The sequence below is a fragment of the Cupriavidus sp. 05L411 genome, from assembly GCF_056398045.1.
Map to the genome: position 1 here is coordinate 1 of NZ_JBFTOQ010000046.1, position 24,755 is coordinate 24,755.

General features: G+C 66.1%; 26 protein-coding genes. 21 read left to right on the forward strand and 5 right to left on the reverse strand.

Annotated elements, in window-relative coordinates; all coding sequences use genetic code 11:
* The 13 genes from AC1DQR_RS33080 to AC1DQR_RS33140 all read left to right on the forward strand — a co-directional run.
* On the forward strand, nt 1-860 hold an 860-nt coding region (locus AC1DQR_RS33080; protein ID WP_477134539.1), incomplete at its 5' end, for a DNA polymerase III subunit gamma/tau C-terminal domain-containing protein.
* An 82-nt stretch (nt 861-942) separates the two neighbouring features.
* Entirely contained in the window at nt 943-1,275 is a 333-nt protein-coding gene (locus AC1DQR_RS33085) for a YbaB/EbfC family nucleoid-associated protein (protein ID WP_006157727.1), read from the forward strand.
* An 18-nt stretch (nt 1,276-1,293) separates the two neighbouring features.
* Nucleotides 1,294-1,611: an antibiotic biosynthesis monooxygenase family protein gene (locus AC1DQR_RS33090; protein ID WP_416049082.1), complete on the forward strand. Its 318-nt coding sequence runs from the start codon at nt 1,294-1,296 to the stop codon at nt 1,609-1,611.
* Nucleotides 1,608-2,222 (forward strand): recombination mediator RecR, encoded by a 615-nt coding sequence (gene recR, locus AC1DQR_RS33095; protein ID WP_150993105.1) that lies wholly within the window; start codon nt 1,608-1,610, stop codon nt 2,220-2,222. The genes AC1DQR_RS33090 and recR overlap by 4 nt, the downstream gene beginning before the upstream one ends.
* Before the next feature lie 52 nt (nt 2,223-2,274).
* Nucleotides 2,275-3,180 (forward strand): LysR family transcriptional regulator, encoded by a 906-nt coding sequence (locus AC1DQR_RS33100; RefSeq protein WP_043347514.1) that lies wholly within the window; start codon nt 2,275-2,277, stop codon nt 3,178-3,180.
* A gap of 207 nt (nt 3,181-3,387) precedes the next feature.
* Entirely contained in the window at nt 3,388-4,584 is a 1,197-nt protein-coding gene (locus AC1DQR_RS33105) for a CaiB/BaiF CoA transferase family protein (RefSeq protein ID WP_416049081.1), read from the forward strand.
* Nucleotides 4,581-5,561, forward strand: a complete 981-nt coding sequence (locus AC1DQR_RS33110; RefSeq protein WP_416049080.1) for a hydroxymethylglutaryl-CoA lyase — start codon at nt 4,581-4,583, stop codon at nt 5,559-5,561. The genes AC1DQR_RS33105 and AC1DQR_RS33110 overlap by 4 nt, the downstream gene beginning before the upstream one ends.
* Before the next feature lie 110 nt (nt 5,562-5,671).
* Nucleotides 5,672-6,709, forward strand: coding sequence for a Bug family tripartite tricarboxylate transporter substrate binding protein (locus AC1DQR_RS33115; protein WP_416049079.1), 1,038 nt, complete (start codon nt 5,672-5,674; stop codon nt 6,707-6,709).
* A gap of 232 nt (nt 6,710-6,941) precedes the next feature.
* Nucleotides 6,942-7,988 (forward strand): ABC transporter substrate-binding protein, encoded by a 1,047-nt coding sequence (locus tag AC1DQR_RS33120; protein WP_416049078.1) that lies wholly within the window; start codon nt 6,942-6,944, stop codon nt 7,986-7,988.
* Between the two features lie 198 nt (nt 7,989-8,186).
* A complete protein-coding gene (locus AC1DQR_RS33125; RefSeq protein ID WP_150993113.1) occupies nt 8,187-8,999 on the forward strand; it encodes an ABC transporter ATP-binding protein in 813 nt (270 codons plus the stop codon).
* A gap of 63 nt (nt 9,000-9,062) precedes the next feature.
* Nucleotides 9,063-9,854 carry an ABC transporter permease gene (locus AC1DQR_RS33130; RefSeq protein WP_043347500.1) on the forward strand — a complete coding sequence of 264 codons (792 nt, stop codon included), beginning with the start codon at nt 9,063-9,065 and terminating at the stop codon, nt 9,852-9,854.
* Between the two features lie 145 nt (nt 9,855-9,999).
* Nucleotides 10,000-10,449, forward strand: coding sequence for a DUF2975 domain-containing protein (locus AC1DQR_RS33135; RefSeq protein ID WP_416049077.1), 450 nt, complete (start codon nt 10,000-10,002; stop codon nt 10,447-10,449).
* Nucleotides 10,450-10,458: 9 nt separating this feature from the next.
* The gene (locus AC1DQR_RS33140) at nt 10,459-11,187 is read left to right on the forward strand and encodes a hypothetical protein (RefSeq protein ID WP_416049076.1); all 729 of its coding nucleotides are present in this window, start codon (nt 10,459-10,461) and stop codon (nt 11,185-11,187) included.
* 121 nt (nt 11,188-11,308) lie between these two features.
* Here the strand turns inward: AC1DQR_RS33140 and AC1DQR_RS33145 are convergent, their stop codons facing one another.
* Complete coding sequence (locus tag AC1DQR_RS33145; protein WP_416049075.1) at nt 11,309-12,748, reverse strand: sensor histidine kinase; 1,440 nt, start codon at nt 12,746-12,748, stop codon at nt 11,309-11,311.
* Nucleotides 12,745-13,443 carry a response regulator gene (locus AC1DQR_RS33150; protein WP_416049074.1) on the reverse strand — a complete coding sequence of 233 codons (699 nt, stop codon included), beginning with the start codon at nt 13,441-13,443 and terminating at the stop codon, nt 12,745-12,747. Before AC1DQR_RS33150 ends, AC1DQR_RS33145 begins: the two co-directional genes overlap by 4 nt.
* 262 nt (nt 13,444-13,705) lie before the next feature.
* Between AC1DQR_RS33150 and AC1DQR_RS33155 the strand changes: the two genes are divergently transcribed.
* Nucleotides 13,706-14,764, forward strand: a complete 1,059-nt coding sequence (locus tag AC1DQR_RS33155; protein ID WP_416049073.1) for a porin — start codon at nt 13,706-13,708, stop codon at nt 14,762-14,764.
* Nucleotides 14,765-14,872: 108 nt separating this feature from the next.
* Here AC1DQR_RS33155 and AC1DQR_RS33160 read toward each other — a convergent pair whose 3' ends face one another.
* Nucleotides 14,873-15,847, reverse strand: coding sequence for an NADPH:quinone oxidoreductase family protein (locus tag AC1DQR_RS33160; RefSeq protein ID WP_416050353.1), 975 nt, complete (start codon nt 15,845-15,847; stop codon nt 14,873-14,875).
* A gap of 233 nt (nt 15,848-16,080) precedes the next feature.
* Between AC1DQR_RS33160 and surE the strand changes: the two genes are divergently transcribed.
* Genes surE through AC1DQR_RS33185 form a run of 5 tightly spaced genes read left to right on the forward strand, consistent with a single transcriptional unit; the run spans nt 16,081 to nt 20,651 of the window.
* On the forward strand, nt 16,081-16,833 hold the full coding sequence (surE, locus tag AC1DQR_RS33165; RefSeq protein WP_416049072.1) for a 5'/3'-nucleotidase SurE: 753 nt from the start codon (nt 16,081-16,083) through the stop codon (nt 16,831-16,833).
* A 28-nt stretch (nt 16,834-16,861) separates the two neighbouring features.
* Entirely contained in the window at nt 16,862-17,758 is an 897-nt protein-coding gene (locus AC1DQR_RS33170) for a protein-L-isoaspartate(D-aspartate) O-methyltransferase (RefSeq protein WP_416049071.1), read from the forward strand.
* Between the two features lie 8 nt (nt 17,759-17,766).
* The gene (locus tag AC1DQR_RS33175; RefSeq protein WP_416049070.1) at nt 17,767-18,621 is read left to right on the forward strand and encodes a peptidoglycan DD-metalloendopeptidase family protein; all 855 of its coding nucleotides are present in this window, start codon (nt 17,767-17,769) and stop codon (nt 18,619-18,621) included.
* 6 nt (nt 18,622-18,627) lie between these two features.
* Entirely contained in the window at nt 18,628-19,806 is a 1,179-nt protein-coding gene (rpoS, locus tag AC1DQR_RS33180; protein WP_150992413.1) for an RNA polymerase sigma factor RpoS, read from the forward strand.
* Complete coding sequence (locus AC1DQR_RS33185) at nt 19,803-20,651, forward strand: 3'-5' exonuclease (RefSeq protein ID WP_477134540.1); 849 nt, start codon at nt 19,803-19,805, stop codon at nt 20,649-20,651. Before rpoS ends, AC1DQR_RS33185 begins: the two co-directional genes overlap by 4 nt.
* A gap of 21 nt (nt 20,652-20,672) precedes the next feature.
* On the opposite strand, the gene AC1DQR_RS33190 is transcribed toward AC1DQR_RS33185, so the two are convergent.
* Nucleotides 20,673-21,542 (reverse strand): endonuclease/exonuclease/phosphatase family protein, encoded by an 870-nt coding sequence (locus tag AC1DQR_RS33190; RefSeq protein ID WP_416049068.1) that lies wholly within the window; start codon nt 21,540-21,542, stop codon nt 20,673-20,675.
* Between the two features lie 298 nt (nt 21,543-21,840).
* Here AC1DQR_RS33190 and rlmD point away from each other — a divergent pair, with 298 nt between their 5' ends.
* Nucleotides 21,841-23,175: a 23S rRNA (uracil(1939)-C(5))-methyltransferase RlmD gene (gene rlmD, locus AC1DQR_RS33195; protein ID WP_477134543.1), complete on the forward strand. Its 1,335-nt coding sequence runs from the start codon at nt 21,841-21,843 to the stop codon at nt 23,173-23,175.
* Nucleotides 23,176-23,280: 105 nt separating this feature from the next.
* Here the strand turns inward: rlmD and AC1DQR_RS33200 are convergent, their stop codons facing one another.
* Nucleotides 23,281-23,982 carry a Bax inhibitor-1/YccA family protein gene (locus AC1DQR_RS33200; protein ID WP_006157746.1) on the reverse strand — a complete coding sequence of 234 codons (702 nt, stop codon included), beginning with the start codon at nt 23,980-23,982 and terminating at the stop codon, nt 23,281-23,283.
* Nucleotides 23,983-24,323: 341 nt separating this feature from the next.
* Here AC1DQR_RS33200 and ndk point away from each other — a divergent pair, with 341 nt between their 5' ends.
* Complete coding sequence (ndk, locus tag AC1DQR_RS33205) at nt 24,324-24,749, forward strand: nucleoside-diphosphate kinase (protein ID WP_006157747.1); 426 nt, start codon at nt 24,324-24,326, stop codon at nt 24,747-24,749.
* Nucleotides 24,750-24,755 lie beyond the last annotated feature (6 nt).

Below are 24,755 nucleotides of genomic sequence, written 5' to 3' on the forward strand. Positions count from 1 at the left end.
GCCCGCGCATGCCGCCGCCTGCAGCCGTAGCTCCTGCTGCGCCGGCTGCGCGCCCGCCCTCGGCCCAGCCCTTGCGTCCGCCCGGCCCACCCGCTGCGGTGTCGAGGCCGGCGGCCCCGATGCCTGCCGCCCAGGCCGCAGCCCCAGCGCGCCGGGAGCCTGCGCCCGCGCGGCAAGCGGCCACGGATGCGCGCCATGCCCGCGACAGCGGCCCGAGCGACGACGTCCCGCCGTGGGAACACGCAGGCAGCAGCGACGTGCCGCCCTGGGAAGACCTCCCGCCCGACCTGCCCGTGATCGGGCCGTACGACAGCGATCCCGAGCCGATGCCCTCGCGCCAGGCCGCGCCCCGGCGCGAACCTGCCCCGCGCGCCGCACCGCCTGCTCCCGCTGCCGTGCAAGCTGCACCGGCCGAACCGGTGGCTCCGGTGCGGCTCACGCCGCCTAAGCCGCCGGTGGCCGGCGAAGATGGCACGCCGCCGGTGTTCACCGGCGCGTGGCCGGCACTGGCTGCCAGCCTGCCGCTCAAGGGCCTTGCGCAGCAACTGGCCTACCAGAGCGAGCTTGTCCAGGTCGTGGGCCGTACCTTCCACCTGCGCGCGCCGGTGGCGCCCATTACCGAGGCCGGCGTCGTCGAGCGCCTGCAGCAGACGCTGGCCGAGCACTTCGGCACCGACGTGCGGGTGCAGTGCGAGATTGGTGCGGTAGCCGATACCGCCGCCGCCGCGGATGCGCAGGCTCGCGCCGAGCGCCAGCGCGAAGCCGAGGCCACCATCGAAGGGGATCCCTTCGTGCAGGGTCTGCTGCGCGAGTTCGGTGGCACGATCCTGGAGGGATCGATCCAGCCGCGCGCCGCCTGACCTCTTATTTTTGCCAGGCCGCCGGCGCCCATGACGCGCGGCGGCCCGTAACTTCTATCCAAACGCTAATCAGGAGCACTCCATGATGAAGGGCCAACTGGCCGGGCTGATGAAGCAAGCCCAGCAGATGCAGGAAAACATGAAGAAAATGCAGGAGCAGCTTGCCCTGATCGAGGTCGAGGGCCAGTCCGGCGCCGGCCTGGTCAAGGTGGTGATGACCTGCAAGAACGACGTCAAGCGCGTCTCCATCGACCCCAGCCTGCTCGCCGAAGGCGAAGACAAGGAACTGCTGGAAGACCTGGTCGCCGCTGCGTTCAACGACGCCGTGCGCAAGGCCGAGGCCACCTCGCAGGAAAAGATGGGCTCGATGACCTCCGGCCTGCCGTTGCCCCCGGGCTTCAAGCTGCCGTTCTGAGCCTGACACGGAGCCCGCATGATTCTCGAATCCGCAGTGCTGCCGGTGCGCCCCGGCCAGGAAGCCGCCTTTGAAGCGGCCTTCGGGCAGGCGCGTCATATCATCGCGGGCATGCCGGGCTTTCTTGGGCTTGAGTTGCATCGCGGCATCGAGCAGCCGTCGGAGTACCTGCTGACAGTGCGCTGGCGCACGCTGGAAGACCACACCGAGGGTTTCCGCGGCTCGCCCGAGTACCAGCGGTGGAAAGCCTTGCTGCATCATTTCTATGAGCCGTTTCCCACCGTGCTGCATCACTTGCCGGTGGTGAGCATGGCTGCATCCGGGGGGGCGGCATGAAGGGTGCCCCCCCGACCTCGCTGCAGGCGCTGATCGAGGCGCTGCGGGTCTTGCCGGGCGTGGGGCCGAAGTCGGCCCAGCGCATGGCTTATCACCTGCTGCAGCACGACCGCGAAGGTGCCCGCAAGCTGGGCGACGCCTTGCGCGGCGCGGCCGACGGCATCAAGCATTGCTCGCGCTGCAATACCTTCACCGAGCAGGAAATCTGCTCGACCTGCCTGGACGAGCGGCGCGACGCCTCGCTGCTATGCGTGGTGGAGACGCCGTCCGACCAGATCATGATCGAGCAGACGCTGACCTATCGCGGCCAGTATTTTGTGCTGATGGGCCGGCTCTCTCCGCTCGACGGCATCGGCCCGCGCGAGATCCACCTGGACCGGTTGCTGGCGCGCGCCACCGACCCCGCCATGGGCGGCCCGGTGACGGAGGTGATCGTCGCCACCAATTTCACGAGCGAAGGCGAGGCCACGGCGCACTATGTTGGCGAGATGCTGAAAGCGCGCGGCCTCAAGGTGTCGCGCCTGGCGCGCGGCGTGCCGGTGGGCGGCGAACTCGAATACGTCGATGCCGGCACCATTGCCCGCGCGGTGATGGACCGGCGCGCGGTGTAGCCGTGCCCGATCGCATTGCCACGCCTGGGTCCGTGCGCGGGGCCACAACCRCATGAATCTCGCCCGTTTTGACCTTGTCACGCTTGGCCTGTTCGTGGCCGTGGCCCGCCAGGGCAGCATTTCCGCCGGCGCGCGCCAGTCGCACTTAGCGGTGGCGGCGGCCAGCAAGCGCATTTCCGACCTGGAAGCCGCCGTTGGCGCGCCGCTGTTCTTTCGCCACGCGGCCGGGGTGCAGCTGACCGAGGCCGGGCAGGCCTGCTTCCACCATGCGCTGACTATCCTGCAGGACGTGGAGCGCATGGCCGGCGTGATGTCGGACTACGCCAGCGGCGTGCGCGGCCAGGTGCGCGTGTGCGCCAATACCTCGGCCATCACGCAGTTCCTGCCCGACGACCTGGCGACCTTCATGGCGCTGCATCCCACCATCCGCATCGAGCTCGAAGAGCAGAACAGCAGCGAGATCGTGGCCGCGCTGGTCGAAAACCGCGCGGACGTGGGCATCTTTGCCGACCGCACGCCCAGCGCGGGCCTGGTCACGGTGGAGTACCGGCAGGACGAACTGGTGCTGGTCACGCCGCCGGGCCATCCACTGTCCGAGCGCGGGCCCGTGCGCTATGCGGACACGCTGGAGTACGACTTCGTCAGTTTGCCGCAGGTCACATCGCTGGCCGCCCGCTTGCTGGAGGAAAGCAGCCGGCTGGACCGGCCTTTCCGCCTGCGCATCCAGGTGCGCAGCTTCGACGCCATGTGCCGCATGGTGATGGCGGGGCTGGGCGTGGGCGTGCTGCCGCGCATCGCGGCCGAGCCGCACGTGCAGTCGATGGGTTTGTCGCTGGTGGGGCTGCAAGATGCGTGGGCCCGCCGCACGCTGCTGATCGGCATGCGTGACCCCGCGGGGCTGACGGTGTCGGCGCGGCTGCTCATTACCCATCTCTGCGGCGACCGCGCGCCGTTCTGACGCCCTGGCAGGCTTTGTCGTGGCTCGTTCGGGGCTTTCGCGTTCCGAGAAGGCCCGCTTCTCCGAATGCCGATTCCGCCAGCCGCCCGGCTGGGGCACACTGCGTCGAAACAAGGCGTGCTGCCAGCCGCACCGGCCGCACCGGCCGCGGGGCTTCCCATCGGCACACGCCCGCTGTAACTCACACCGCACGGAGACACCCCCACCATGGCGCGACAGATCCTTGAAGGCATTCGGGTCCTCGAACTCGGGCAACTGATTGCCGGCCCCTTCGCCGCCAAGACCCTCGCCGATTTCGGCGCTCACGTCGTCAAGGTGGAGCCGCCCGGACAGGGCGACCCGCTGCGCAAATGGCGCATGCTTTACGAGGACACCTCCGTTTGGTGGGAAGCGCAATCGCGCAACAAGCAATCCATCTGCATCGACCTGCGCAATCCGGACGGGCAGGCGGTGGTGCGCAAGCTGGCCGCCGAGGCCGACGTGCTGATCGAGAACTTCCGCCCGGGCACCATGGAAAAATGGGGCCTGGGCTATGAAGCGCTGCGCGCGGAAAACCCCGGCCTGATCATGGTGCGCGTGTCCGGCTACGGCCAGACCGGCCCGAAGAAGGATGAGCCGGGCTTTGCCGCGGTGGCCGAGGCCATGGGCGGCCTGCGCTACCTCACGGGCGAGCCGGGCCGTGCCCCGGTGCGCGCCGGCCTGTCGCTAGGCGACACCATTGCCGGGCTGCATGGCGCGCTCGGCGTGCTGCTGGCGCTGTACGAACGCGATGCGCGCGGCGGTGAAGGGCAGGTGATCGACGTGGCGCTGTACGAGTCGCTGTTCAACCTGAGCGAAAGCCTGCTGCCGGAGTATTCGGCGTTTGGTGCCGTGCGCCAGCCGGCTGGCGGCGCCTTGCCCGGCATTGCGCCGTCCAACGCCTATCCCTGCGCCAGTGGCGAGTACGTGCTGGTGGCCGCCAACGGAGACGCCATTTTCAAGCGCCTGATGCACGCGATCGGCCGCGCCGACCTGGGCGACGACCCGGCGCTCGCGCGCAACGATGGCCGCGTGAAACGCGTCGACGAGATCGATGCCGCCATCACCGCGTGGACCCGCACGCAAAGCGTGGAAGACGCGCTGGTGGTGCTCAAGCAGGCCGAAGTGCCATCCGGGCGCATCTACACCGTCAAGGACATCTCGGAAGACCCGCACTACCGTGCGCGCGGCGTGATCGAGAGCGTGACCGCGGCCAGCGGCCTGACCGTCGAAGTGCCGGGCATCATGCCCAAACTTTCGGCCAGCCCAGGCGCCATCCACGACCGTGCGCCCACGCTGGGCGAACACACGGACAGCGTGCTGGAGGCGGCCGGCTTCGACGCTGCCACCATCGCTGGCATGCGCGCACGCGGGGTGGTGGCATGAGCGCGTCATCCATGCTGCGCGGCCCGGCCCGCATCGAGATCAACGAAGTCGCACCGCGCGATGGCCTGCAGATTGAGCCGGCCGTGGTGCCCACCGATGCCAAGGTCGCCTTCCTCGACGCCTTGTCCGCCTGTGGCTTTGCCCGCATCGAAGCCACGTCATTTACCTCGGCCAAGGCCATCCCCGCATTGGCCGATGCCGAGGCGGTCATGCACCGCATGCAGCGCGGCGCGGGCGTGCGCTACACCGCGCTGGTGCCGAACCTGCGCGGCCTGGAGCGCGCGTTGTCGTGCCGGCCCGATGAGCTCAACCTGGTGATGTCGGCCAGCGAGACGCATAACCGCGCCAACCTGCGCATGACGCGCGCCCAGTCGCAAGCGCAGTTGCTGGCAATGATCGAGGCGGCTAACGCGGCAGGTGTGCCGGTCAATGTTTCGCTGTCCACCGTGTTCGGCTGCCCCTTCGAGGGCGAGGTCGATGCCGATGCCGTGATGGCGCTGGCCGAGTCCTTCGCCCATGCCGGCGCGGCCGGTATCACGCTGTGCGACACCACCGGCATGGCGTATCCCACGCAGGTGGCCGCGCTGTGCGAGCGTTTCCAGCGAAGCCTGCCGCAGGCGGGCCTCACCATTCACCTGCATAACACCCGCGGCATGGGCCTGGCCAACGCGCTGGCCGCCTGGCAGACGGGCGTGACCCGCTTCGACGCCGCCGCTGGCGGTCTCGGTGGTTGCCCCTTTGCGCCCGGCGCCAGCGGCAACGTCAGCACCGAAGAGCTGGTGCATATGTTCGATGCCATGGGCGTGGACACCGGCGTGGACCTGGCGCGCTTGCTCGACGTGGTGGCTGGCTTGCCCGCGCTGGTCCAGCGTGACACCGCCAGCCAGTTGCTGCGCGCGGGCACGCGCCTGCGCACGCACCAGCCGCCGGGCTGGCTGGCCGAGCATTTCGCCGGGCAGGGCCGACATCAGGGCTGACAGCGGGCCCGCCGCAGGAATCCCGAAGGACGGGTGCGCACCGCACGGCGAGGGCCGGCGGGCGCAGAACAGAAAACCAAGATCAACAAGCACCAAGCAGGAGACACTTCATGCCTCGCAATCCGGCATCTGCCATCGCACGTCCCCAATCTTCCCTGTGCGCATCCGGCGCGCGCCGCAAGACGCTCGCCGCTGCCGTGGCGCTGGCAGCCGCCGGCCTGGCCGGCACGGCCGCATGGGCGCAGGACGGCGCCTACCCGACGCGCCCGGTCACGCTGGTGGTGTCCGCCGCTGCCGGCGGCACGACCGACCTGGCCGCACGCATGATCTCCGAGCCCCTGTCCAAGGCCCTTGGCCAGCCGGTGGTAGTGGACAACCGCCCCGGCGGCTCGGGCGGCATTGCTGCGCAGACGGTGGCGCGCGCCAAGCCGGACGGTTACACCCTGATGGTGCAGTACTCGGGCTACCAGGTCATCTCGCCGCTGCTGATGAAGAACGCGTGGGACCCCGTGAAGGACTTCGCGCCGGTCGCCAACATCCTCTCGGCCCCGCAGGTGCTGGTGGTGCGGCCGAGCCTGCCGGTGAAGACGCTCAAGGAACTGGTGGCCTATGCCAAGGCCAACCCCAACAAGCTTAACTACGCCTCGTCGGGCAACGGCTCCCTGCAGCATGTCTCCACCGAGCTGCTGAACCAGATGGCCGGCATCCAGATCACCCATGTCCCGTACAAAGGCACCGGCCCGGCCATGACCGACCTGCTGGGCGGCTCGGTGGATCTCACCATCACCACGCCGCCGCCCCTGATGGGGCATATCGCGGGCGGCAAGCTGCGAGCGCTGGTGGTCACCAGCAAGCAGCGCCTGCCCAGCCTGAAGGACGTGCCCTCCGCGCCGGAAGCCGGCTACCCCGATCTGGACGTGTCGTCCTGGTTCGCCATGTACGCGCCTGCCGGCACGCCCAAGCCGATCATCGACAAGCTCGCCGGCGAGATCGAGCGCATCATGCAGACCGAGGCCTTCCGCAAGAAGGCGGAAGAGCTCGGCGCGGAGGCGAAGTTCATGGGCCCGCAGCAACTCGCGACCTATCAGCGCAACGAGCTGGTCCGCTGGGCCAAGGTCATCAAGGCGGCCGATATCCACGCGGAATGATGCCTGTGCCCAGGGGCCGGTAGTAAGCCGGCCGAAAGGCGCACCCTGTATCTTCGATGCCCACACGCCGGCGCGGATGCCGGCGTGGCATAGGTGTTGATCCCGATGCGGCCCTTTGCGGCATCGGCTAGCATCGCAACTTGCCGCTACGCGGCACGACGCAAGCCGTAGCACATGCGGCATGCATCAGCGCGAGAGCTGCAGTTGACGGGTAATCAGGTAGGAGAGAGAAATGTATAACAAGAAATTCTGGAAGCAGGCGCTGCTCGCGCTGGCGCTGTTCCTTGCGGGCTGGTTCACCTTTGGCGGCTACGCCCAGGCACAGGGCAAGCCCGAGAAGACCAAGGTCACCATCGCCGTGGGCGGCAAGAACCTGTTCTACTACCTGCCGCTGACCATTGCCGAGCGCCTCGGCTACTTCAAGGATGAAGGGCTCGACGTCGAGATCGTCGACTTCGCCGGCGGTGCCAAGGCGCTGCAGGCCGTGGTGGGCGGCAGCGCCGATGTGGTTTCAGGCGCCTACGAGCACACTATCAACCTGCAGGCCAAGGGCCAGCAGTATCAGGAATTCGTGCTGCAGGGCCGCGCCCCGCAGATCGTGCTGGTGGTCTCCAACAAGACCATGCCCAACTTCAAGTCGGTGGCCGACCTCAAGGGCAAGAAGATTGGCGTGACCGCGCCGGGATCCTCCACCAACATGATGGCCAACTTCGTGCTGGCAAAAGCGGGCCTGAAGGCATCGGACGTCTCCTTCATCGGTGTCGGCGCCAGCGCTGGCGCGGTGGCGGCCATGCGCTCCGGCCAGATCGACGCGATGGCCAACCTCGATCCGGTGGTGTCGATGCTGACCCAGAAGAACGAAGTGCACATCGCCTCTGACACCCGCACGCTGAAGGACACCCAGGCTGTCTTCGGCGGCAATATGCCGTCGGGTTGCCTGTACGCGTCCACCACCTTTATCCAGCAGAATCCGAACACCACGCAGGCCATGACCAACGCCATGGTGCGCGCGCTCAAGTGGCTGCAGAAGGCTGGCCCGTCGGACATCGTCAAGACCGTGCCGGAAAGCTACCTGCTGGGCGATCGCGCGCTGTACCTGTCCGCCTGGGAAAAGGTCAAGGAAGCCATCTCGCCGGACGGCACCATGCCGGCCGACGGTCCCAAGACCGCGCTCAACACGCTGCAACAGTTCGACCCGGACCTGAAGGGCAAGACCATCAAGCTGGAAAACACCTTCACCAACACCTTCGTGCAGAAGGCGAACGCCAAGTACAAGTAAGGCATCGCCTGCGCCCTGGGTGCCGGCGGCCCGCTGCGTGCAGCGGGCCTTTGCATTGGCGCTTGCCGATGCCATCCATGGCATCCGGTGCGCCGTCCTGAGCCTGTTTTCCACGTCATTACTATCGCGCGGAGCCACCGTGCCTGCATCGATCGCACCCGTCGCGTCATTCAGCACCGTATCCGCCAAGAGCCTGCCATGAGCACTCCCGCACTTTCTCTCGACAACGTCACCTGCACCTTCGTCTCCCGCGACGATCGCAGCCAGCGCTATACCGCCGTCAAGGAGACCACCCTGGACATCCAGCCCGGCGAGTTCGTCTCCGTGGTGGGGCCGACCGGCTGCGGCAAGTCCACCTTGCTGAATGTGGGGGCCGGCTTGCTGCAGCCCTCAATCGGCGAGGTACGGGTGTTCGGCGAGCCGCTGCGCGGCATCAACACCCGCGCCGGCTACATGTTCCAGGCCGAAGCCCTGATGCCGTGGCGCAGCGCGCTCGACAACGTCATTGCCGGGCTTGAGTTCCGCGGCATGGCGCGTGCCGAAGCGCAGCAGGAGGGCGAGGCCTGGCTGCGCCGCGTCGGCCTGGGCGGGTTTGGCGACCGCTACCCGCACCAGCTCTCCGGCGGCATGCGCAAGCGCGTGAGCCTGGCCCAGACGCTGATACTGGATCCGGACATCATCCTGATGGACGAGCCATTCTCCGCGCTCGACATCCAGACCCGCCAGCTGATGGAAAACGAGGTGCTGGAGTTGTGGGCGGCCAAGCGCAAGGCAGTACTGTTCATCACCCACGATCTTGACGAGGCCATCGCCATGAGCGATCGCGTGGTGGTGCTGTCGGCAGGTCCCGGCACGCACCCGATCGGCGAGTTTGCCATCGACCTGCCGCGTCCGCGCGACGTGGCCGAGATCCGCAACCATCCTCGCTTCATCGAGCTGCACGCGGCCATCTGGGACGTGCTGCGCGAGGAAGTCCTCAAGGGCTATGCGCAGCAGCGCAAGGTGGCCTGAGACGGCCAGGCGCGCTTCGTTCCCATTCAATCCGGTCTGATTTCAATTCGAGTTTCGATTCCCATGGCTTTCCGTCCCGACTCCAAGGGCATGCTGCGATTCTGGCAGCTGCTCGTCCTCGTTGTGATCCTCGGCGCCTGGCATGCCGCCACGCGCTCGCAGCAGGTTGCCTTCTTCTTCGGTGAGCCGCTGATGGTGGCCCAGCGCATCTGGAACTGGTTCGTCGTCGAGCGCGACATCTACGTCCACCTCGGCGTGACCCTGATCGAGACGCTGCTGGCCTTCGGCATCGGCACGGCAGCGGGCCTCGGCGTTGGCCTGTGGCTGGCGCTCAGCCCGCTCACCTCGGCCATCCTCGATCCCTATATCAAGGCGATGAACTCGATGCCGCGCGTGATCCTGGCGCCGATCTTCGCCGTCTGGTTTGGCCTGGGCATATGGTCAAAGGTAGCGCTGGCGGTGACGCTGGTGTTCTTCATCGTGTTCTTCAACGTCTACCAGGGCGTCAAGGAAGTCAGTCCCGTGGTGCTGGCCAATGTGCGCATGCTGGGCGCGAACCGCAAGCAGCTGCTGCGCCATGTCTACCTGCCGAGCGCGACCAGCTGGGTGTTTTCCTCGTTGCATACGTCAGTCGGCCTGGCCTTCGTGGGCGCGGTGGTGGGCGAGTACCTGGGCTCGGCGCGCGGCGTCGGCTACCTGATCCTGCAGGCCGAGGGCACCTTCGACATCAACACCGTGTTTGCGGGCATCGTGGTGCTGACCGCGGCGGCGCTGATGCTGGATACGCTGGTCGGCAGCGTGGAGAAGCGGCTGATGAAGTGGCAGCCCAAGAGCGGAGAGACCGAGCGGCTGTAAGCCAGCTGTCGGCCTGGCGCCCGGGCGAGAGCGAGCTGGAGCATGGTGGAGACTGGTTTAAAATTATTGTTTTGCAATAATAATTGTTTGTGAAACAATCATTTCCACATAGAATCACGGCTTGCTCACCGTCGCCGGAGTTGCCATGCATCCCCCTGTTTCCTCACGCATCGTCCGTGTCAGCCAGCGCCTGGCTGCGCTGAGCCTGCTGGTGGTGGTGGTCATGCTGTTGCTCAACGCCGCCAGTTGGCTGATGCCGGTGGTGGCGCGCCTGGGTGGCCTTCGCTTTGGCCTGAGCGCACGGATCGTGTCGCGGCTTGCGCTGGACCTGGTGGCGCTTGGCGAATGGCAGCGGCTAGGCGCCGCGTTGCTGTCGAGTGTTCCGCTGCTGGCGTTGGCCCTTGCGTTGCTTAACTTGCGCGCGCTGTTTCAGCGCTATGCGCGCGGCGAGTATTTCTCGGCGGCCGCGGCCGATCACTTCGGCAATGTCGGGCGGGCCGTGCTGGCGTTGTTCCTGGCTGCCTGCATTACCGCGATCGCGCATATCCTGCGCCAAGCCAGCGACCTGGAGCAGGAACACCGCCAGTTCGTCTAAGCCAGCGTGATGCCCAATGCTGACCGCGGCGCGCACGCCACGCGCCGCCGGCAGTGGTCGATCGTGGTGGCGCTGGTGCTGGTGGCGCATGGGCTCGTGTTGGGTCCGGTGCCCTGGCCGGCACGGCAGGCCTCGTTCTCGTTGCCTCGGCCGGGCGAGCGGGACCAGCGGGCCATGCAGTGGGTGGCTGTGCTGCCGAATGCCAGGTTGCCCACGCCCGCTGCCACCGCCAAGCCCGCTGTATCCTCCCGCAAGCCGCAGGCCTTGTCTGCGCCTCGGCCCGAGCGTGCGTCCGCCGTTGCGAATCGCGCCGCGCCGGCAGGACAGCCCGGCCGGGAGCCAGTCGCGGCGATGGCTTTGCCGCCCGGGGCGGGCGCACCTTTCAACAGTTCGAGCGCGGCCAGCGTGCCCATGCTGCCGCTGGCACCGACGCGCTCCGCAGATACGGCATCTGCCACTGGCGTTGCGCGGGACAATATCGCCCGCAGTCGTCAGCGGGGCGAGGCCGTCTTCGAGCGCGCCGCCTCTGACGCGGTGGCCTCGCCTGCGCAGCGGCTTGCCGCGGGCATGGCAGCTGCCGCGCAGGGCGAAGCCCTTGTCGAGTCGCATGTGAGCACGAATCGTACCGCGCGCGTGCGCGGCGCTGCAGGGACTTACTGCTTGCGCATGAAGGATCCAAGCCTGAAGGTCGATCCGTTTCGGCAGGAGCTGGCGCTGCCGGCCAATTGCCCGCCTTAGTGGCCATTTCGGCCATTTCAAAAAGATGCTGGCGTCGTTGCACGGCCTTGGCCGTACCACTTGTACTGTCTGCGGCCGCGCGCCTGGCCAGAACCGATTCGCTTCATTTTGAAACCGCCTCTTAGTGGTCCCGCCAGCTTTGGCGCGACGCGAGCCCGGCCCCGGCGCCTGCCACCGCGGTCACCGCGAAGCGCACACTGACGGTCAGGCCGCCGCCGGGGGTTTCCTCAAGCGCCACCGTGGCGCCATGGGCGCGCGCGATCTGGCGCACGATCGGCAGGCCCAGGCCGCTGCCATTCTGCCCCGGGGTGGATTCGCCGCGATAGAAGCGCTGGAATACCTTGTCGCGTTCGTCGTCGGCAACGCCCGGGCCGCTATCCACCACTTGCAACAACGGCTGGTTCTCCGGACCCGCCACGCGGACCGTCACCTGCGCGCCGGGGCCGGCATAGCGGATCGCGTTGTCCACGAGGTTGCCGGCCAACTCCTGCAGCAGTTCCGCTTGCCCCAAGACTTGCACCGGCGCATCGGCTTCGAAGCCCAGGTCGACCTGGGCGGCCCGCGCCACCGGTGCCCATTCGAGGGCCACGTCCCTGGCCAGCGTATCGAGGCGCAAGGGCAGCAACGCCGGCGCGTAGCCACTGTCCGGTTCCAGGCGCGATAGCGAAAGCAGTTGCTGCACGCCCTTGGCGGCGTGGCGCACGGTATCGTGCAGCGGCCGCAGGTGGCGAAGGATGCGTTCGCCATCGCGCTCGCGCAGCGCCAGTTCTGACTGCGCCTGCATGATGGCCAGCGGGGTCTTCAGCTGGTGGGCGGCATCGGCAAAGAAGCGCTTGCGCGCCAGCAACATGCGGTGCAGGCGCGCGACGTACTGGTTGATCGCCTCGACCAGGGGCTTCATTTCTGCGGGCAGGTCTTTTTGCTCCAGCGGCGCCAGGTCGTCGGCGCCACGTTCGGCCACCGTGGCGCTGAGCCGGTGCAGCGGCCGCAGGCCGCGCCGCACGCCGAACCACACGATGCCCAGCGCCAGCGTGACCAGTACCATTTCCTGTTGCAGCGAGCCGGCCAGGATCTCGTGCGCCAGCGACTGGCGCGGCTCGATGGTCTCGCCGACCAGCACCCAGACCAGCCGCGCCTGCCCCGACGGCATGTCGCGCACCGGCAGCGGCTGCGCTGCCATGCGCACCGGCTCGCCGCGGAAAACGGCGTCGTAGAAGACGGTCTTGTAGAGCGGCTGCTTTGGCGTGGCCGGCATCGGCAGGTCGTCGTAGCCGGTCAGCGTGGCGCCGTGCTCGTCGCGAATCACGTAGTAGATCCGGCTGCCGGCCTCGGACTCGAAGATCTCCAGCGCCAGGTAAGGCACGTCGATGGCGAAGCGGCCCTCATGCAGGCGGATGCCTTCGCGCATCGATTTGAGCGAGGCTTCCAGCGTGCGGTCGAACGCCACGTGGGCGGCGTCCATCGCACGGTGATAGGTCATCCATGCGTCCATTGCCAGCAGGGCGAGCAACGGCAGCAGCAGCCAGAGTGACAGCTGCAGGCGCAGGCTCGGGACTCTCATCGGGCAGCCGGCGTGGCCATGTCCGCTTGTGCGCAGGCATCGAGCAGGTAGCCCAGCCCGCGCAGGGTCACGATGGCCACGCCGCTGCCTTCGAGCTTCTTGCGCAGGCGGTGCACATAGATTTCGATGGCGTCCGGGTTGACCGATTCGTCGATGCCGAAAATCTTCTCCGACATGGCTTCCTTGTTGACAGCGCGCCCGTCGCGCAGCATCAGCACCTCGAGCACGGCGCGCTCCCGCCGGGTCAGCGCCAGGGGCTCGCCACCCAGCACGAAGGCGCGGCTGATGCCGTCATAGCGCAGCGGGCCGCATTGCAGTTGCGTGCTCTCGTGACCAAAGCTGCGGCGTATCAGCGCGCGCGCGCGGGCCTCCAGCTCAGACAAGTCGAACGGCTTGGACAGGTAGTCGTCCGCACCAAGATTGAGCCCCTTCACACGGTCCTCGACCGAGCCGTGCGCGGTCAGGATCAGCACGGGCATGGCATTGCGCCGTTGCCGCAGGCGCCGCAGCACCTCCAGGCCATCGAGCTTGGGCAAGCCCAGGTCGAGGATGACCAGCGCGTAGTCCTGGGTCGAGAGCAGGTGATCGGCCGCGCGGCCATCGTGCATGCAGTCCACGGCGAAGCCCGCCTGGCTGAGCGCCTCGACCAGGGCATTCGCCAGTATCACATTGTCTTCAACGAGCAGGATTCGCATTCTCTTGGCGGGCAGGGCGCCCGGGTGAAATCGGTAAAAGCGGGGGAGGGCCGCGAAGGCGGGCCGCGCTGAGAAATACAGGTATCCGGCCCGACTTTGAAGCTAGGGAAACTCCCAACCTCGAACGCCGGCGCGGTGATGAAATCCGTCGAATTTCGAAAGCGAACTGAAAGTGCGCCTGCCATACCATGCGTGCCATCCCGGGGGCCTGCCCGGACATCACCACAACAATCGCAAGTCACAAATCACAAGAGGAGACAGCATGAAGCTGAAATCGATCGCGCTGGCAGCAGTCGGCATGAGCCTGGCCGGTGGCGCAGCGGCGCAATCCAGCGTGACCCTGTACGGCATCATGGATGCCGGCATCGAGTATGCCAGCCATGCCGGCCCGAATGGTTCGGTGGTCAAGATGACCTCGGGCGGAAAGAACACGTCGCGCTGGGGCATGCGCGGCAGCGAGGATCTTGGCGGTGGGCTCAAGGCACTGTTCCAGCTGGAGAGCGGCATCGCCATCGATACAGGCCGGCTGGATTCCGATGGCACGCTGTTCGATCGGCGCGCCATTGTTGGCTTGTCCAGCAAGTACGGCCAAGTGGTGCTGGGCCGCACCTTCACCACCACCTACGATTTCATGCTGCCGTTCGACCCGATGGGCTACGCGCCGAATTATTCGTGGGCGACCTCGGCGACCGCTACTGGCGACCGCAAGGATGGCTTGTTCTCGCGCGCGTCCAACGCGATCCGCTACGACGGCACTTTTGGTGGTGTGAAGCTGGGCGCCACGATGGCACTGGGCGAAGTGGCCGGCAGCTTCAAGAGCTCGTCCAAGTACGATCTCGGCGTGGGCTACAGTGCGGGCGGCTTTGCCGCGGCCGCCACCTGGGACCGCCAGAACGGCGCAGGCACCAGCACGACGCCGGCCGATGTCACGGACTACATTCAGGGCATCCACGCTGGCGCCAGCTATGACTTCGGCGACCTGAAGCTTTACGCGGGCTACCGCAACTACAAGCGGACCTTCACCACGGCAGCCGCGTCTCACCGCAGCGATATGTACTGGGGCGGTGCGTCGTATGACTTCACGCCGGCGTTCACGTTGTATGGCGCGGTCTACAAGCAGAATATCAAGGGCGGCAGCGATGCCGATCCGATCCTGTTCTCAATGCGCGCGCAGTACGCGCTGTCCAAGCGCACCACGGCTTACCTGTCGGGTGGCTATGCGAAGGCGCGCAACGGGCAGAACGTGAGCTTGTCCCGGGACTTCATCGGCTATGCAAACAACCAGGTGGGGGTGACCGCCGGTTTGCAGCATCGCTTCTGATGCGCGCAGTGATGGCTGCGTGAAGCGCCGCAGCGCAAGAAAAAAGCGCCTGGTGCTACGGCACCAGGCGCTTTATTTACTCTTGCACGGCGCCAGAGGCGCACCAAGTCAGGGCACGATGACGATCTTGCCGGTGACCTTGCGGGCTTCCATGTCTTTCAGGGCTTGCGGCGCCTGGTCCAGCGGATAGCGCGCGGAAATGTGCGGGCGGATCTTGCCTTCCTTCATCCAGCCCAGCATCTGCGCCATGTTGGCTTGATTGGCCTTGGGCTCGCGCCGCGCAAAGTCACCCCAGAACACGCCCACCAGCGAGGCGCCCTTGAGCAGCGCCAGGTTCAGCGGGAGCTTGGGGATTTCGCCATTGGCAAAGCCCACCACCAGGTAGCGGCCGCGCCAGCCGATCGAGCGGAACGCCGGCTCGGCGTAGATGCCGCCCACCGGGTCATAGATGACGTCGGGGCCGCGGCCATCGGTCAGTGTCTTCACGCGCTCGCGCAGGTCTTCGGTGCTGTAGTTGATCAGCGCATCGGCGCCATGGTCCTTGCAGACCGCGAGCTTTTCGTCGGTGGAGGCGGCTGCGATCACGCGCGCGCCGATGGCCTTGCCGATTTCGATGGCGGCCAGGCCCACGCCGCCGGCAGCGCCGAGCACCAGCATGGTCTGGCCCGCTTTCAGCTCACCGCGGTCGATCACCGCGTGATGCGAGGTGCCGTAGGTAAGGGTGAACGCCGCGGCGGTCTCGAAGTCGATGCCCGGCGGCATCGGCACCACCGCGGCGGCGGGGGCCTTGGCCTGCGAGGCGAAGGCGCCGTTGCCCAGGTAGGCGATAACATTGTCGCCGGGTTTGACGTGCGTCACGCCTTCGCCCACCGCGTTGACCACGCCGGCCAGTTCCGAGCCAGGCGAGAAGGGTAGTTGCGGCTTGGCCTGGTATTTGTTCTGGATGATGAGGACGTCGGGAAAATTCACGCCAGCCGCCTTCACATCGATGACGACTTCGCCCGCGCCGGGCACCAGGTCAGGCAGGGTTTCGAGCACCAGCGAATCAGGCGGGCCCCAGGCTTTGCAAAGTACGGCTTTCATCATGTCTCCGGTGATATGTTCGATGCCCGGCAGAAGATGGCGCAAAAGGGTGCATGCGCGGTGCACGCGTGGTCCATGCCAGTTGCGCCAGGCAGGCCCGGGCAAGTGTAGCGCAAAAATAGCACGGTCGTTCTGTTACAAGCTGGCGAGCCGCCGCCGGGTACTGGTTTTGCGGCAGGATTTGCGCTGCGGACAGGCCGCTTGCGGCAGCCTTGTCAGGTACAATCCCGGCCATGCATATCCTCCTCGCAAACGATGACGGTTACCTGGCGCCGGGGCTAGCCGCGCTACATGCCGCGCTGGCGCCGCTGGCGCGCATCACGGTGATTGCACCTGAGCAAAACCACAGCGGTGCATCCAACTCGCTGACCTTGCAGCGGCCACTGTCCATCTATGAAGCCCGGGAGGGCGTGCAGAAAGGGTTCCGCTTCGTCAACGGCACGCCGACCGATTGCGTGCATATCGCGCTGACCGGCCTGCTAGACGAGAAACCCGACCTGGTGGTGTCCGGTATCAACCAGGGTCAGAACATGGGCGAGGACGTACTGTATTCCGGCACCGTCGCCGCCGCCATCGAGGGCTTCTTGCTCGGCATTCCCTCGATCGCCTTTTCGCAGGTGGACAAGGGCTGGACTCATCTTGACGCCGCCGCGCGCGTGGCACGCGACATCGTTGAGCGCTATATCGCCAGGCCCTCGGCCGAGCCGTTCCTGCTCAACGTCAATATTCCCAGCCTGCCGTTTGAACACATCAAAGGCTACCGTGCCACCCGGCTCGGCAAGCGCCATCCGTCCCAGCCGGTGATCACGCAGGTCAACCCGCGCGGCGATACCAACTATTGGATCGGCCCCGCCGGCGATGCGCGCGATGCGAGCGAGGGCACGGATTTCCATGCCACGGGCGAAGGCTTCGTGTCGCTGACCCCTTTGCAGCTCGACCTGACTCATCGCGGGCAGCTCGAGCAGATCAACCAGTGGCTGGCATAAGCTCTTGCCCGCGTAGTAGCCGGCCGTCATGAGTTCCGTCCCGCGTCGCCCAAAATTTCCCCTGTCGCTGGACGCGGTGGTCGAGCGCAAGCCCGCGCCGGCGCGTACCGCCGGCATGCCTGCCGTGGGCGGCGCGCGCGGCGCGGCGATGGCCGCCAAATCGCGTGCGGCCAAGGCGCCCGCTGCGCCCACCCCGGCAGCGAGCGCCGTGCAGGCGCGCGCCAGTGCCGCCACGGCGGGCGGCGGTGGCATGGCCTCGGAACGCGCGCGTGGCGCGCTGGCGGCGCGGCTGCGCGCGGCCGGCATCCGCGACGACCGTGTGCTCGACGCGATTGCCACCATCCCGCGCCACCTGTTTGTCGAGCCCGGCCTGTCGTCGCAGGCGTATGAAGATGCGGCGTTGCCGATCGGCCACCAGCAGACCATCTCCAAGCCGTCGGTGGTGGCTCGCATGATCGAGCTGTTGCGCGAAGGCCTCGGCGCGGATGAGCCGCTGGAGCGTGTGCTGGAAATCGGCACCGGCTGCGGCTATCAGGCGGCCGTGCTGAGCCTGGTGGCGCGGGAAGTGTTCTCCATCGAGCGGATTCGTCCGCTGCACGAACAAGCCAAGGCGAACTTGCGGCCGCTGCGGGTGCCAAACCTGCGCCTGCACTATGGCGATGGCATGCTGGGTTTACCCCAGGCGGCGCCATTTTCGTCGATTATCCTGGCGGCGGCCGGCATGGAGGTGCCTCAGGCGTTGCTGGAGCAGCTTGCCATTGGCGGGCGGCTGATCGCGCCCGTGGCAGTGCCTCCCTCCGCCGGCGGCCCCGGGCAGACCGTCACACAGCAATTATTGTTGATCGAGCGGCGTAACCGGCATCGGTTTCACCGGACCGCGCTTGAAGCCGTTTTCTTTGTGCCATTAAAATCGGGCACTATCTGAGTCGAACTATGCACAATATCGTGAACACGGAACGTTTCGCCCGCGCCGGGCAGCTCGCTACCGCCTCCCTGCTGCTGGCCTTGCTGGCCGCCTGCGCCTCCTCGCCCATGCCGGCCCCCGTGGTGGACCGCACCTCCGGAGCCGGCGTCGCCGGTGTGGTCCCGCTGGAACCCGCGCCGCCTGGGTACTATCGCGTCAAGCGAGGCGATACGCTTTATCGAATCGCGCTCGAGAACGGCCAGTCCTATCGCGATGTCGCGGCCTGGAATTCCCTGGCCAACGCCAACCAGATCGAAGTGGGTCAATTGTTGCGCGTGGCGCCTCCAGGCGCCGACGTCAACGCGGGCACCGGCGTAGCCACCATGCCGGTGACGCCGGGCGGCGTGCAGGGCCAGCCAATCGACCAGGCGCGCCCTGTGCCCACGCCGGTTCCGCCGACAGCCACTGCTGGCGGGGCTTCCACGCCCGTGGCGGCGGCCTCCGCGCCCGCCGCCGATGGCTCGGTCAGGCTGGCTTGGCCGGTCACCGGTCAGTTGATCGGGCGTTTCGACGAAAAAGGCAACAAGGGCATCGATATTGCCGGCAAAAAGGGCGATCCGGTGCAAGCAGCCGACGATGGCCGCGTGATTCACGTTGGCCCCTTGCGCGGCTACGGGAATCTTGTCATCATCAAACACAACGATACATATCTCACTGCGTACGGCCACAACGACAAGGTGCTGGTGACGGAGCAGGCAACGGTCCGCAAGGGACAAAAGATTGCAGAGATGGGTAACAGTGACACCGATCGTGTGAAGCTGCATTTCGAGGTACGCAAGAACGGGAAACCAGTCGATCCGATGCGGTATCTGCCGCCACAGTGAGGGTTCATGCCACGCCAGAAAACTGTCTCCACCGGAAGCACCAGCCGCGCTCGGCGTCCCAAGCAGCCGGAGTTGCAGCAGTCCACTGGCGTGGCGCAAGCCGATGCCGATGCAGATTCCGAGGCCTACGGCCAGGACCCGGCCGCCGACCTGGTGCCGCTCACCGATGAGCCCATCACCACGGGTACGGCCGTAGGCCTGCGCGAGGCCGACCTGATGGTCGAGGAAGTCGAGCGCCAGGCCCGCGACGAGGACGAAGAAGAGTCCGAGGACGAAGAAGAAGGCGAGGCCGCAGCCGAGCCGGCTGCGCCCGATCATGACGACTTCCGCACCGTGCTGCACACCGAACTGGCAGCCGACACCGTCCAGCATTACCTCAATCGCATCAGCATCAAGCCGCTGCTGTCTGCGCCGGAGGAGCTGCATTTTTCTACCCTGGCCAAGGGCGGCGATTTCTCGGCGCGGCAGGTCATGATCGAGCGCAACCTGCGGCTGGTGGTCAGCATCGCCAAGGGCTATCTCAATCGCGGCGTGCCGCTGCTGGACCTGATCGAGGAAGGTAATCTCGGCCTGATGCACGCCATCGAGAAATTCGACCCCTCCCGCGGGTTCCGTTTCTCGACCTACGCCACATGGTGGATCCGCCAGAGCATCGAGCGCGCCATCATGAACCAGGCGCGCACCGTGCGCCTGCCGGTCCACGTCATCCGCGAACTCAACCAGGTGCTGCGCGCCAAGCGTCATCTGGAGAAGGGCGGCACCGACGGCCGCGATGCCAGCCTGGAAGACATTGCCCACCTGCTGGGCAAGACCCCTGACGAAATACAAGACGTGCTCGCGCTCAACGAGCACACCACCTCGCTCGACACGCCATTCGATCTCGATCCCGGATCCAGCCTGCTTGATTTCCTCTCGGACGAACACAACGCCGCGCCCGACCAGGAAGTCGCCCACCGCGAGCTGGAAAACCTGATGAAACAATGGTTGGCGCGTTTGTCCGAAAAGCACCGCTATGTTGTCGAGCGCCGCTTCGGGCTTAATCACATCGAGCCGGCCACGCTGGAAGAACTTGCTGAGGAAATGGGGCTGACGCGCGAGCGTGTGCGCCAGATCCAGCAAGAGGCGCTGGTCAAGCTCAAACGCCATTTTGCTTCGCAAGGCGTGCGCAAGGACGCTGTTCTATGACACCTGTGCTGGTATTCGACATCGAGACGATTCCCGATGTCGATGGTTTGCGTCGTCTGCACGACCATCCCGATTCCATGACCGACGCCGAGGTCGCCGAACATGCTTTCGCGGCCCGCCGCGAGAAAAACGGCACCGATTTCCTGCCGCACTACCTGCAGCGCATCGCGGCTATTTCCTGCGTGCYGCGCCGTAACCAGCGCGACGGCACTCCGGTTTTCCATGTGGGCTCGCTTGGCACGCTGGAAGACGGCGAGGCGGTGCTGATCCAGAAGTTCTATGACCTGGTGGCGCGCTACTCGCCCCAGATGGTGTCGTGGAACGGTGGCGGCTTCGACCTGCCCGTGCTGCATTACCGCGGGMTGGTGCATGGCATCGTGGCGCCGCGCTACTGGGAAATGGGCGAAGGCAGCGAGTCCGACAGCCGCGAATTCAAGTGGAACAACTACATCAGTCGTTACCACATGCGGCACCTGGACCTGATGGACCTGCTGGCGATGTACCAGCCGCGTGCCAGTGCACCGCTGGACGATCTGGCCAAGTTGTGCGGCTTTCCCGGCAAGATGGGCATGGACGGCAGCAAGGTCTGGCAGGCCTACCAGGACGGCCAGTTGCCCGCGATCCGCGATTACTGCGAGACCGACGTGGTCAATACCTACCTGGTGTACTGCCGCTTCCAGTTGATGCGTGGCGGCCTGACGCCGAAGCAGTTCGATACCGAAATCGAATTCGTGCAGGAGTCGCTCGCCGAGTTGCCGGGCTCCCAGTGGATCCAGTACCTCCAGTCTTTCCGCATCAGGCCGGTGTATGCCGGCGGCGATGACGACGAAGAACCGGAAATCTAAGCGCCCCTCCGTGACAGGCCCTTATTCGTCCGCCAGCGACAGGTAGATTGGCTGGTGGTCAGATGCCCGCGTTTCGCCATCCACCTCGCAGCACAGCACGCGCGGCAGCAGGTCCTCCGTCAGGAATGCGAAGTCACAGGCAAACGGCGCCTGCGGCCATTGCTCCCTGTCATACAAGGCGCAAGTTGGCGCGTGGGGCTTGCCGGGGTGGGTATGCGTCCAGGCGTCGTGCCAGCCGATGATGCCGGTTTCGTGGCATCCGTCGTATGGCGCCAACATGCGCAGGTAAGCAATATCGTCCGGCGCGCCGTTGAAATCGCCGCACAGCACGGCGGAAGCGGGCCGCGCTTCGGGCGTGAACGGGCCGGGGCCGGTCTCGCGCAGGCCGGGTTGGCTGGCGTGCTCGCAGGCCTCGCGGTGCCAGGCACGCAGCGCGTCGGTCTGGGCAGCGCGCTGATGCGTCGAGTAATACTCCAGGTGGGTGCAGATCACGCGCAGGCGACACTCTCCCGCCATTACCGTCGCTTCCAGCGCCACGCGCGGCATCGACGGGACGGTCGGATCGGTGGGCCAGGGCAGGGCGTGGCGAAACACTTCGAGCAAGGGCAGGCGGGTGGCAATGAGATTGCCGAACTGGCGTGGCGCGCCGTCTGTGGTGAAACGGTCCACCGCTGGCGCGTAGAGGATCCGGTAGCCGGGCAACAGCGCCGTCAGCTCGGCAACCTGGTCGGGCCCAGGCTCGCCTGCGAGGTCGGAGTAGCCGCGCGTTACCTCCTGCAGGCAGATGACATCGGCGTCGGCGATCGCATGCAGCGTCCTGACGGTGCGGGCCAGGTCGACGCGCCCGTCGGCGCCACGACCCCACTGGATGTTCCAGGAAATCAGTTCCATGTCGCCCCCTGCTCGGTTGCCGCGGCGCGCGGTGCCGGTGTTCTGTGCCGGGAGTGCCACGCGCGTGCTGCACCCATGTTGCGCCTATCTCGCGCGCTTGTCCCGGTCTTCATGCCGCCGGGCTTGCCGCAGGGTCGCCCGCAGTGCGTCTGGACTACAATCGCGCTTTCACAAAACAATACGTCAGGTTCCCCAGGTGTCTCAAGCCGTGACTCTTTCGCAAGCCCATTCTGCGCCGGAAGGTGGCGTTTTCGCCTCCCCGGCCGTACCCGCACCGGTCAAGCCTGCGCCTGTGCAGCTGCCCGTCGTGCAGATCCACAGCCTCGACATGGAGGCGCGCGGCGTTGGCCGGCTGGTCAATGAGGACGGCAGCCCGGGCAAGGTGATTTTTGTCGAGGGCGCACTGCCCGGCGAGACCGTCAGCTACAGCAGCTTCAAGCGCAAGGCCAGCTTCGAGCAGGCCAACCTGGGCATGATCAAGAAGGCCTCGCCGATGCGCGTGAAGCCGGGCTGCGAGTATTTTGGCGTTTGCGGCGGTTGTTCGATGCAACACCTGGACGCACGCGCGCAGGTGGCCATCAAGCAGCGCGTGCTGGAAGACGATCTCTGGCACTTGTCGAAGCTGCACCCGGATGTGGTGTTCCGCCCGATCGCCGGCCCGGACTGGGGCTACCGGTACCGGGCGCGCCTGACGGTGCGCTACGTGGCAAAGAAAGGCGTGGCGCTGGTCGGCTTCCATGAGCGCAAGAGCAGCTATGTGGCCGATATGGCGAGCTGCAAAGTTCTGCCGCCGCACGTATCGGACCTGCTGGTGCCGCTGCGGGAGCTGATCACGGGTTTGTCGATCCGCGACCGCCTGCCGCAGGTCGAGCTGGCGGTGGGGCAGGATGTGACGGTGCTGGTGCTGCGCATCCTGATGCCGCTCACCGAGGCCGACGAGGCGCTGCTGCGCGCCTTCGCCGACCAGCACGGCGTGCAGTTCTGGCTTCAGCCCAAGGGCCCGGACACCGTGGTGCCGTTCTACCCGCTGGACCGCGAACTGGCCTACACGCTGCCGGAATTCAATATCCGCATGCCGTTCAAGCCAACCGACTTTACCCAGGTCAACCACCAGATTAACCGCACGCTGATTGGCCGGGCGCTGCGCTTGCTGGATGCCCAGCCGGATGACCGGCTGCTCGACCTGTTCTGCGGCATTGGCAATTTCACGTTGCCGCTGGCCACGCGCGGCCGCTCGGTGATGGGCATCGAAGGCAGCGAGGTCCTGACCACCCGGGCGCTGGCCAATGCGGTCATCAACGGGTTGGACCACAAAACCGAATTTGCCTGCAGGAACCTCTTCGAGGTGGGGGCGGAAGACATCGCCGCGCTGGGCCGTTTCGACCGCTGGCTGATCGACCCGCCGCGCGAAGGTGCGCTGGCGGTCAGCAAGGCGCTCGGTGAACTGGCCCAGGCTGGCAGCGACGTGCTGCCCAAGCGCATCGTCTACGTCTCGTGCAACCCGGCCACGCTGGCGCGCGACGCCGGCTTGCTGGTGCACGAGGCCGGCTACCGGCTTTCCGGTGCTGGCGTGGTCAACATGTTCCCGCACACCTCGCACGTGGAATCGATCGCGGTGTTCGACCGCGGCTGAGCGGCTGAGGAAGCCGGGCGCGGCCTTGCGGCCGCGGCAAAGAAAAAGGCCAGCGCGGATGCGCTGGCCTTTCTAGTCCGGGGCAGGGCGGCCGCGCCGCCCGCCTTAGTCGCGGTTGCCGCCGAAAATGCCCAGCAGCGCCAGCAGGTTGGCGAAGACGTTGTACACGTCCAGGTAGATCGCCAGCGTTGCCGTGATGTAGTTGGTCTCGCCGCCGTTCAGCACGCGCTGCACGTCAAAGAGGATGTAGGCGGAGAAGATGCCGATGGCGATCACCGAAACCGTGATCATCAGCGACGGCAGTTGCAGCCAGATGTTGGCGACGCTGGCCAGGATCAGCAGGATGACGCCGACGAACAGGAATTTGCTCAGCCCGGAGAAATCGCGCTTGCTGACGGTAGCGATGGTGGCCATAGCGCCGAACACCGCCGCTGTGCCGCCAAAGGCATACATGATCAGTGCGGGGCCATTGGAGAACTGCAGCACCGACCCGATCAGGCGCGACAGCATCAGCCCCATGAAGAAGGTGAATGCCAGCAGCAGGACCACGCCCATGCTGCTGTTCTTGGTCTTCTCGATGGCATAGAAGAAGCCGAACGCGATGCCCAGGAACAGGATCATCGACAGGCCGGGGCTGCCTTTCATCAGGCTGAAGCCCGTGGTGACGCCGATCCACGCACCGATGACGGTGGGAATCATCGAAATGGCAAGCAACCAGTAGGTGTTGCGCATGACCCGATTACGCACCACGACGTCGCTCGTCGCGGTGCCGCTGCCGAAACTGTATGTGTTCAGCTTGTTATCCATGGTGACTCCTGTCTCAAAACGGTGAGGCGCCGGGGTAACCCAGGCGGGCACAACGCCAATGTGGCATCGCAGTAACGGAATTGCAAGGGTTGGGGAAACGCATCAGCCACATTTTTTGCAAATGTTCGCGCTGCCAGTGGTGATTGGATCGCAACCGGCCTCCTGCGTTCCCTGCACATGGCGTGTCACTTTAAGTGATCTTTGGGCATCTTTTTGGTGTGTGCCGCGCCTTGGCCGACTCCCGGGAACCTGCGGCCATGGGCCTTCTCGAAACCATAACCGTCTCGTGCTAGAATTGCACGTTTACTTGAATTGTAACCCCTTCATTTTTTGGAGTTTTTATGGCGATCGAACGCACCCTGTCGATTATCAAGCCGGATGCCGTGGCAAAGAATGTCATCGGTCAGATTTATGCTCGTTTCGAGGCCGCAGGCCTGAAGATCGTGGCAGCCAAGATGGTTCACCTGTCGCGCGGTGAAGCCGAGCAATTCTACGCAGTCCACGCTGCGCGCCCGTTCTTCAAGGACCTGGTGGACTTCATGGTTTCCGGCCCGGTCATCATCCAGGCCCTGGAAGGCGAAAACGCCATCGCCAAGCATCGCGACCTGATGGGCGCAACCGACCCGAAGAAGGCTGAAGCCGGCACGATCCGCGCTGATTTCGCTGACAGCATCGACGCCAACGCCGTTCACGGCTCGGACGCAGCAGAAACCGCTGCCGTCGAAATCGCTTTCTTCTTCCCCGGCATGAACGTTTACAGCCGCTGATTGTCT

Excerpts from the sequence above, each read along its gene's own strand:
- AC1DQR_RS33085 (WP_006157727.1), top strand. The coding sequence starts at position 943 with ATGATGAAGGGCCAACTGGCCGGGCTGATGAAGCAAGCCCAGCAGATG.
- AC1DQR_RS33090 (WP_416049082.1), top strand. The coding sequence starts at position 1,294 with ATGATTCTCGAATCCGCAGTGCTGCCGGTGCGCCCCGGCCAGGAAGCC.
- recR (WP_150993105.1), top strand. The coding sequence starts at position 1,608 with ATGAAGGGTGCCCCCCCGACCTCGCTGCAGGCGCTGATCGAGGCGCTG.
- AC1DQR_RS33100 (WP_043347514.1), top strand. The coding sequence starts at position 2,275 with ATGAATCTCGCCCGTTTTGACCTTGTCACGCTTGGCCTGTTCGTGGCC.
- AC1DQR_RS33105 (WP_416049081.1), top strand. The coding sequence starts at position 3,388 with ATGGCGCGACAGATCCTTGAAGGCATTCGGGTCCTCGAACTCGGGCAA.
- AC1DQR_RS33110 (WP_416049080.1), top strand. The coding sequence starts at position 4,581 with ATGAGCGCGTCATCCATGCTGCGCGGCCCGGCCCGCATCGAGATCAAC.
- AC1DQR_RS33115 (WP_416049079.1), top strand. The coding sequence starts at position 5,672 with ATGCCTCGCAATCCGGCATCTGCCATCGCACGTCCCCAATCTTCCCTG.
- AC1DQR_RS33120 (WP_416049078.1), top strand. The coding sequence starts at position 6,942 with ATGTATAACAAGAAATTCTGGAAGCAGGCGCTGCTCGCGCTGGCGCTG.
- AC1DQR_RS33125 (WP_150993113.1), top strand. The coding sequence starts at position 8,187 with ATGAGCACTCCCGCACTTTCTCTCGACAACGTCACCTGCACCTTCGTC.
- AC1DQR_RS33130 (WP_043347500.1), top strand. The coding sequence starts at position 9,063 with ATGGCTTTCCGTCCCGACTCCAAGGGCATGCTGCGATTCTGGCAGCTG.
- AC1DQR_RS33135 (WP_416049077.1), top strand. The coding sequence starts at position 10,000 with ATGCATCCCCCTGTTTCCTCACGCATCGTCCGTGTCAGCCAGCGCCTG.
- AC1DQR_RS33140 (WP_416049076.1), top strand. The coding sequence starts at position 10,459 with ATGCCCAATGCTGACCGCGGCGCGCACGCCACGCGCCGCCGGCAGTGG.
- AC1DQR_RS33145 (WP_416049075.1), bottom strand. The coding sequence starts at position 12,748 with ATGAGAGTCCCGAGCCTGCGCCTGCAGCTGTCACTCTGGCTGCTGCTG.
- AC1DQR_RS33150 (WP_416049074.1), bottom strand. The coding sequence starts at position 13,443 with ATGCGAATCCTGCTCGTTGAAGACAATGTGATACTGGCGAATGCCCTG.
- AC1DQR_RS33155 (WP_416049073.1), top strand. The coding sequence starts at position 13,706 with ATGAAGCTGAAATCGATCGCGCTGGCAGCAGTCGGCATGAGCCTGGCC.
- AC1DQR_RS33160 (WP_416050353.1), bottom strand. The coding sequence starts at position 15,847 with ATGAAAGCCGTACTTTGCAAAGCCTGGGGCCCGCCTGATTCGCTGGTG.
- surE (WP_416049072.1), top strand. The coding sequence starts at position 16,081 with ATGCATATCCTCCTCGCAAACGATGACGGTTACCTGGCGCCGGGGCTA.
- AC1DQR_RS33170 (WP_416049071.1), top strand. The coding sequence starts at position 16,862 with ATGAGTTCCGTCCCGCGTCGCCCAAAATTTCCCCTGTCGCTGGACGCG.
- AC1DQR_RS33175 (WP_416049070.1), top strand. The coding sequence starts at position 17,767 with ATGCACAATATCGTGAACACGGAACGTTTCGCCCGCGCCGGGCAGCTC.
- rpoS (WP_150992413.1), top strand. The coding sequence starts at position 18,628 with ATGCCACGCCAGAAAACTGTCTCCACCGGAAGCACCAGCCGCGCTCGG.
- AC1DQR_RS33190 (WP_416049068.1), bottom strand. The coding sequence starts at position 21,542 with ATGGAACTGATTTCCTGGAACATCCAGTGGGGTCGTGGCGCCGACGGG.
- AC1DQR_RS33200 (WP_006157746.1), bottom strand. The coding sequence starts at position 23,982 with ATGGATAACAAGCTGAACACATACAGTTTCGGCAGCGGCACCGCGACG.
- ndk (WP_006157747.1), top strand. The coding sequence starts at position 24,324 with ATGGCGATCGAACGCACCCTGTCGATTATCAAGCCGGATGCCGTGGCA.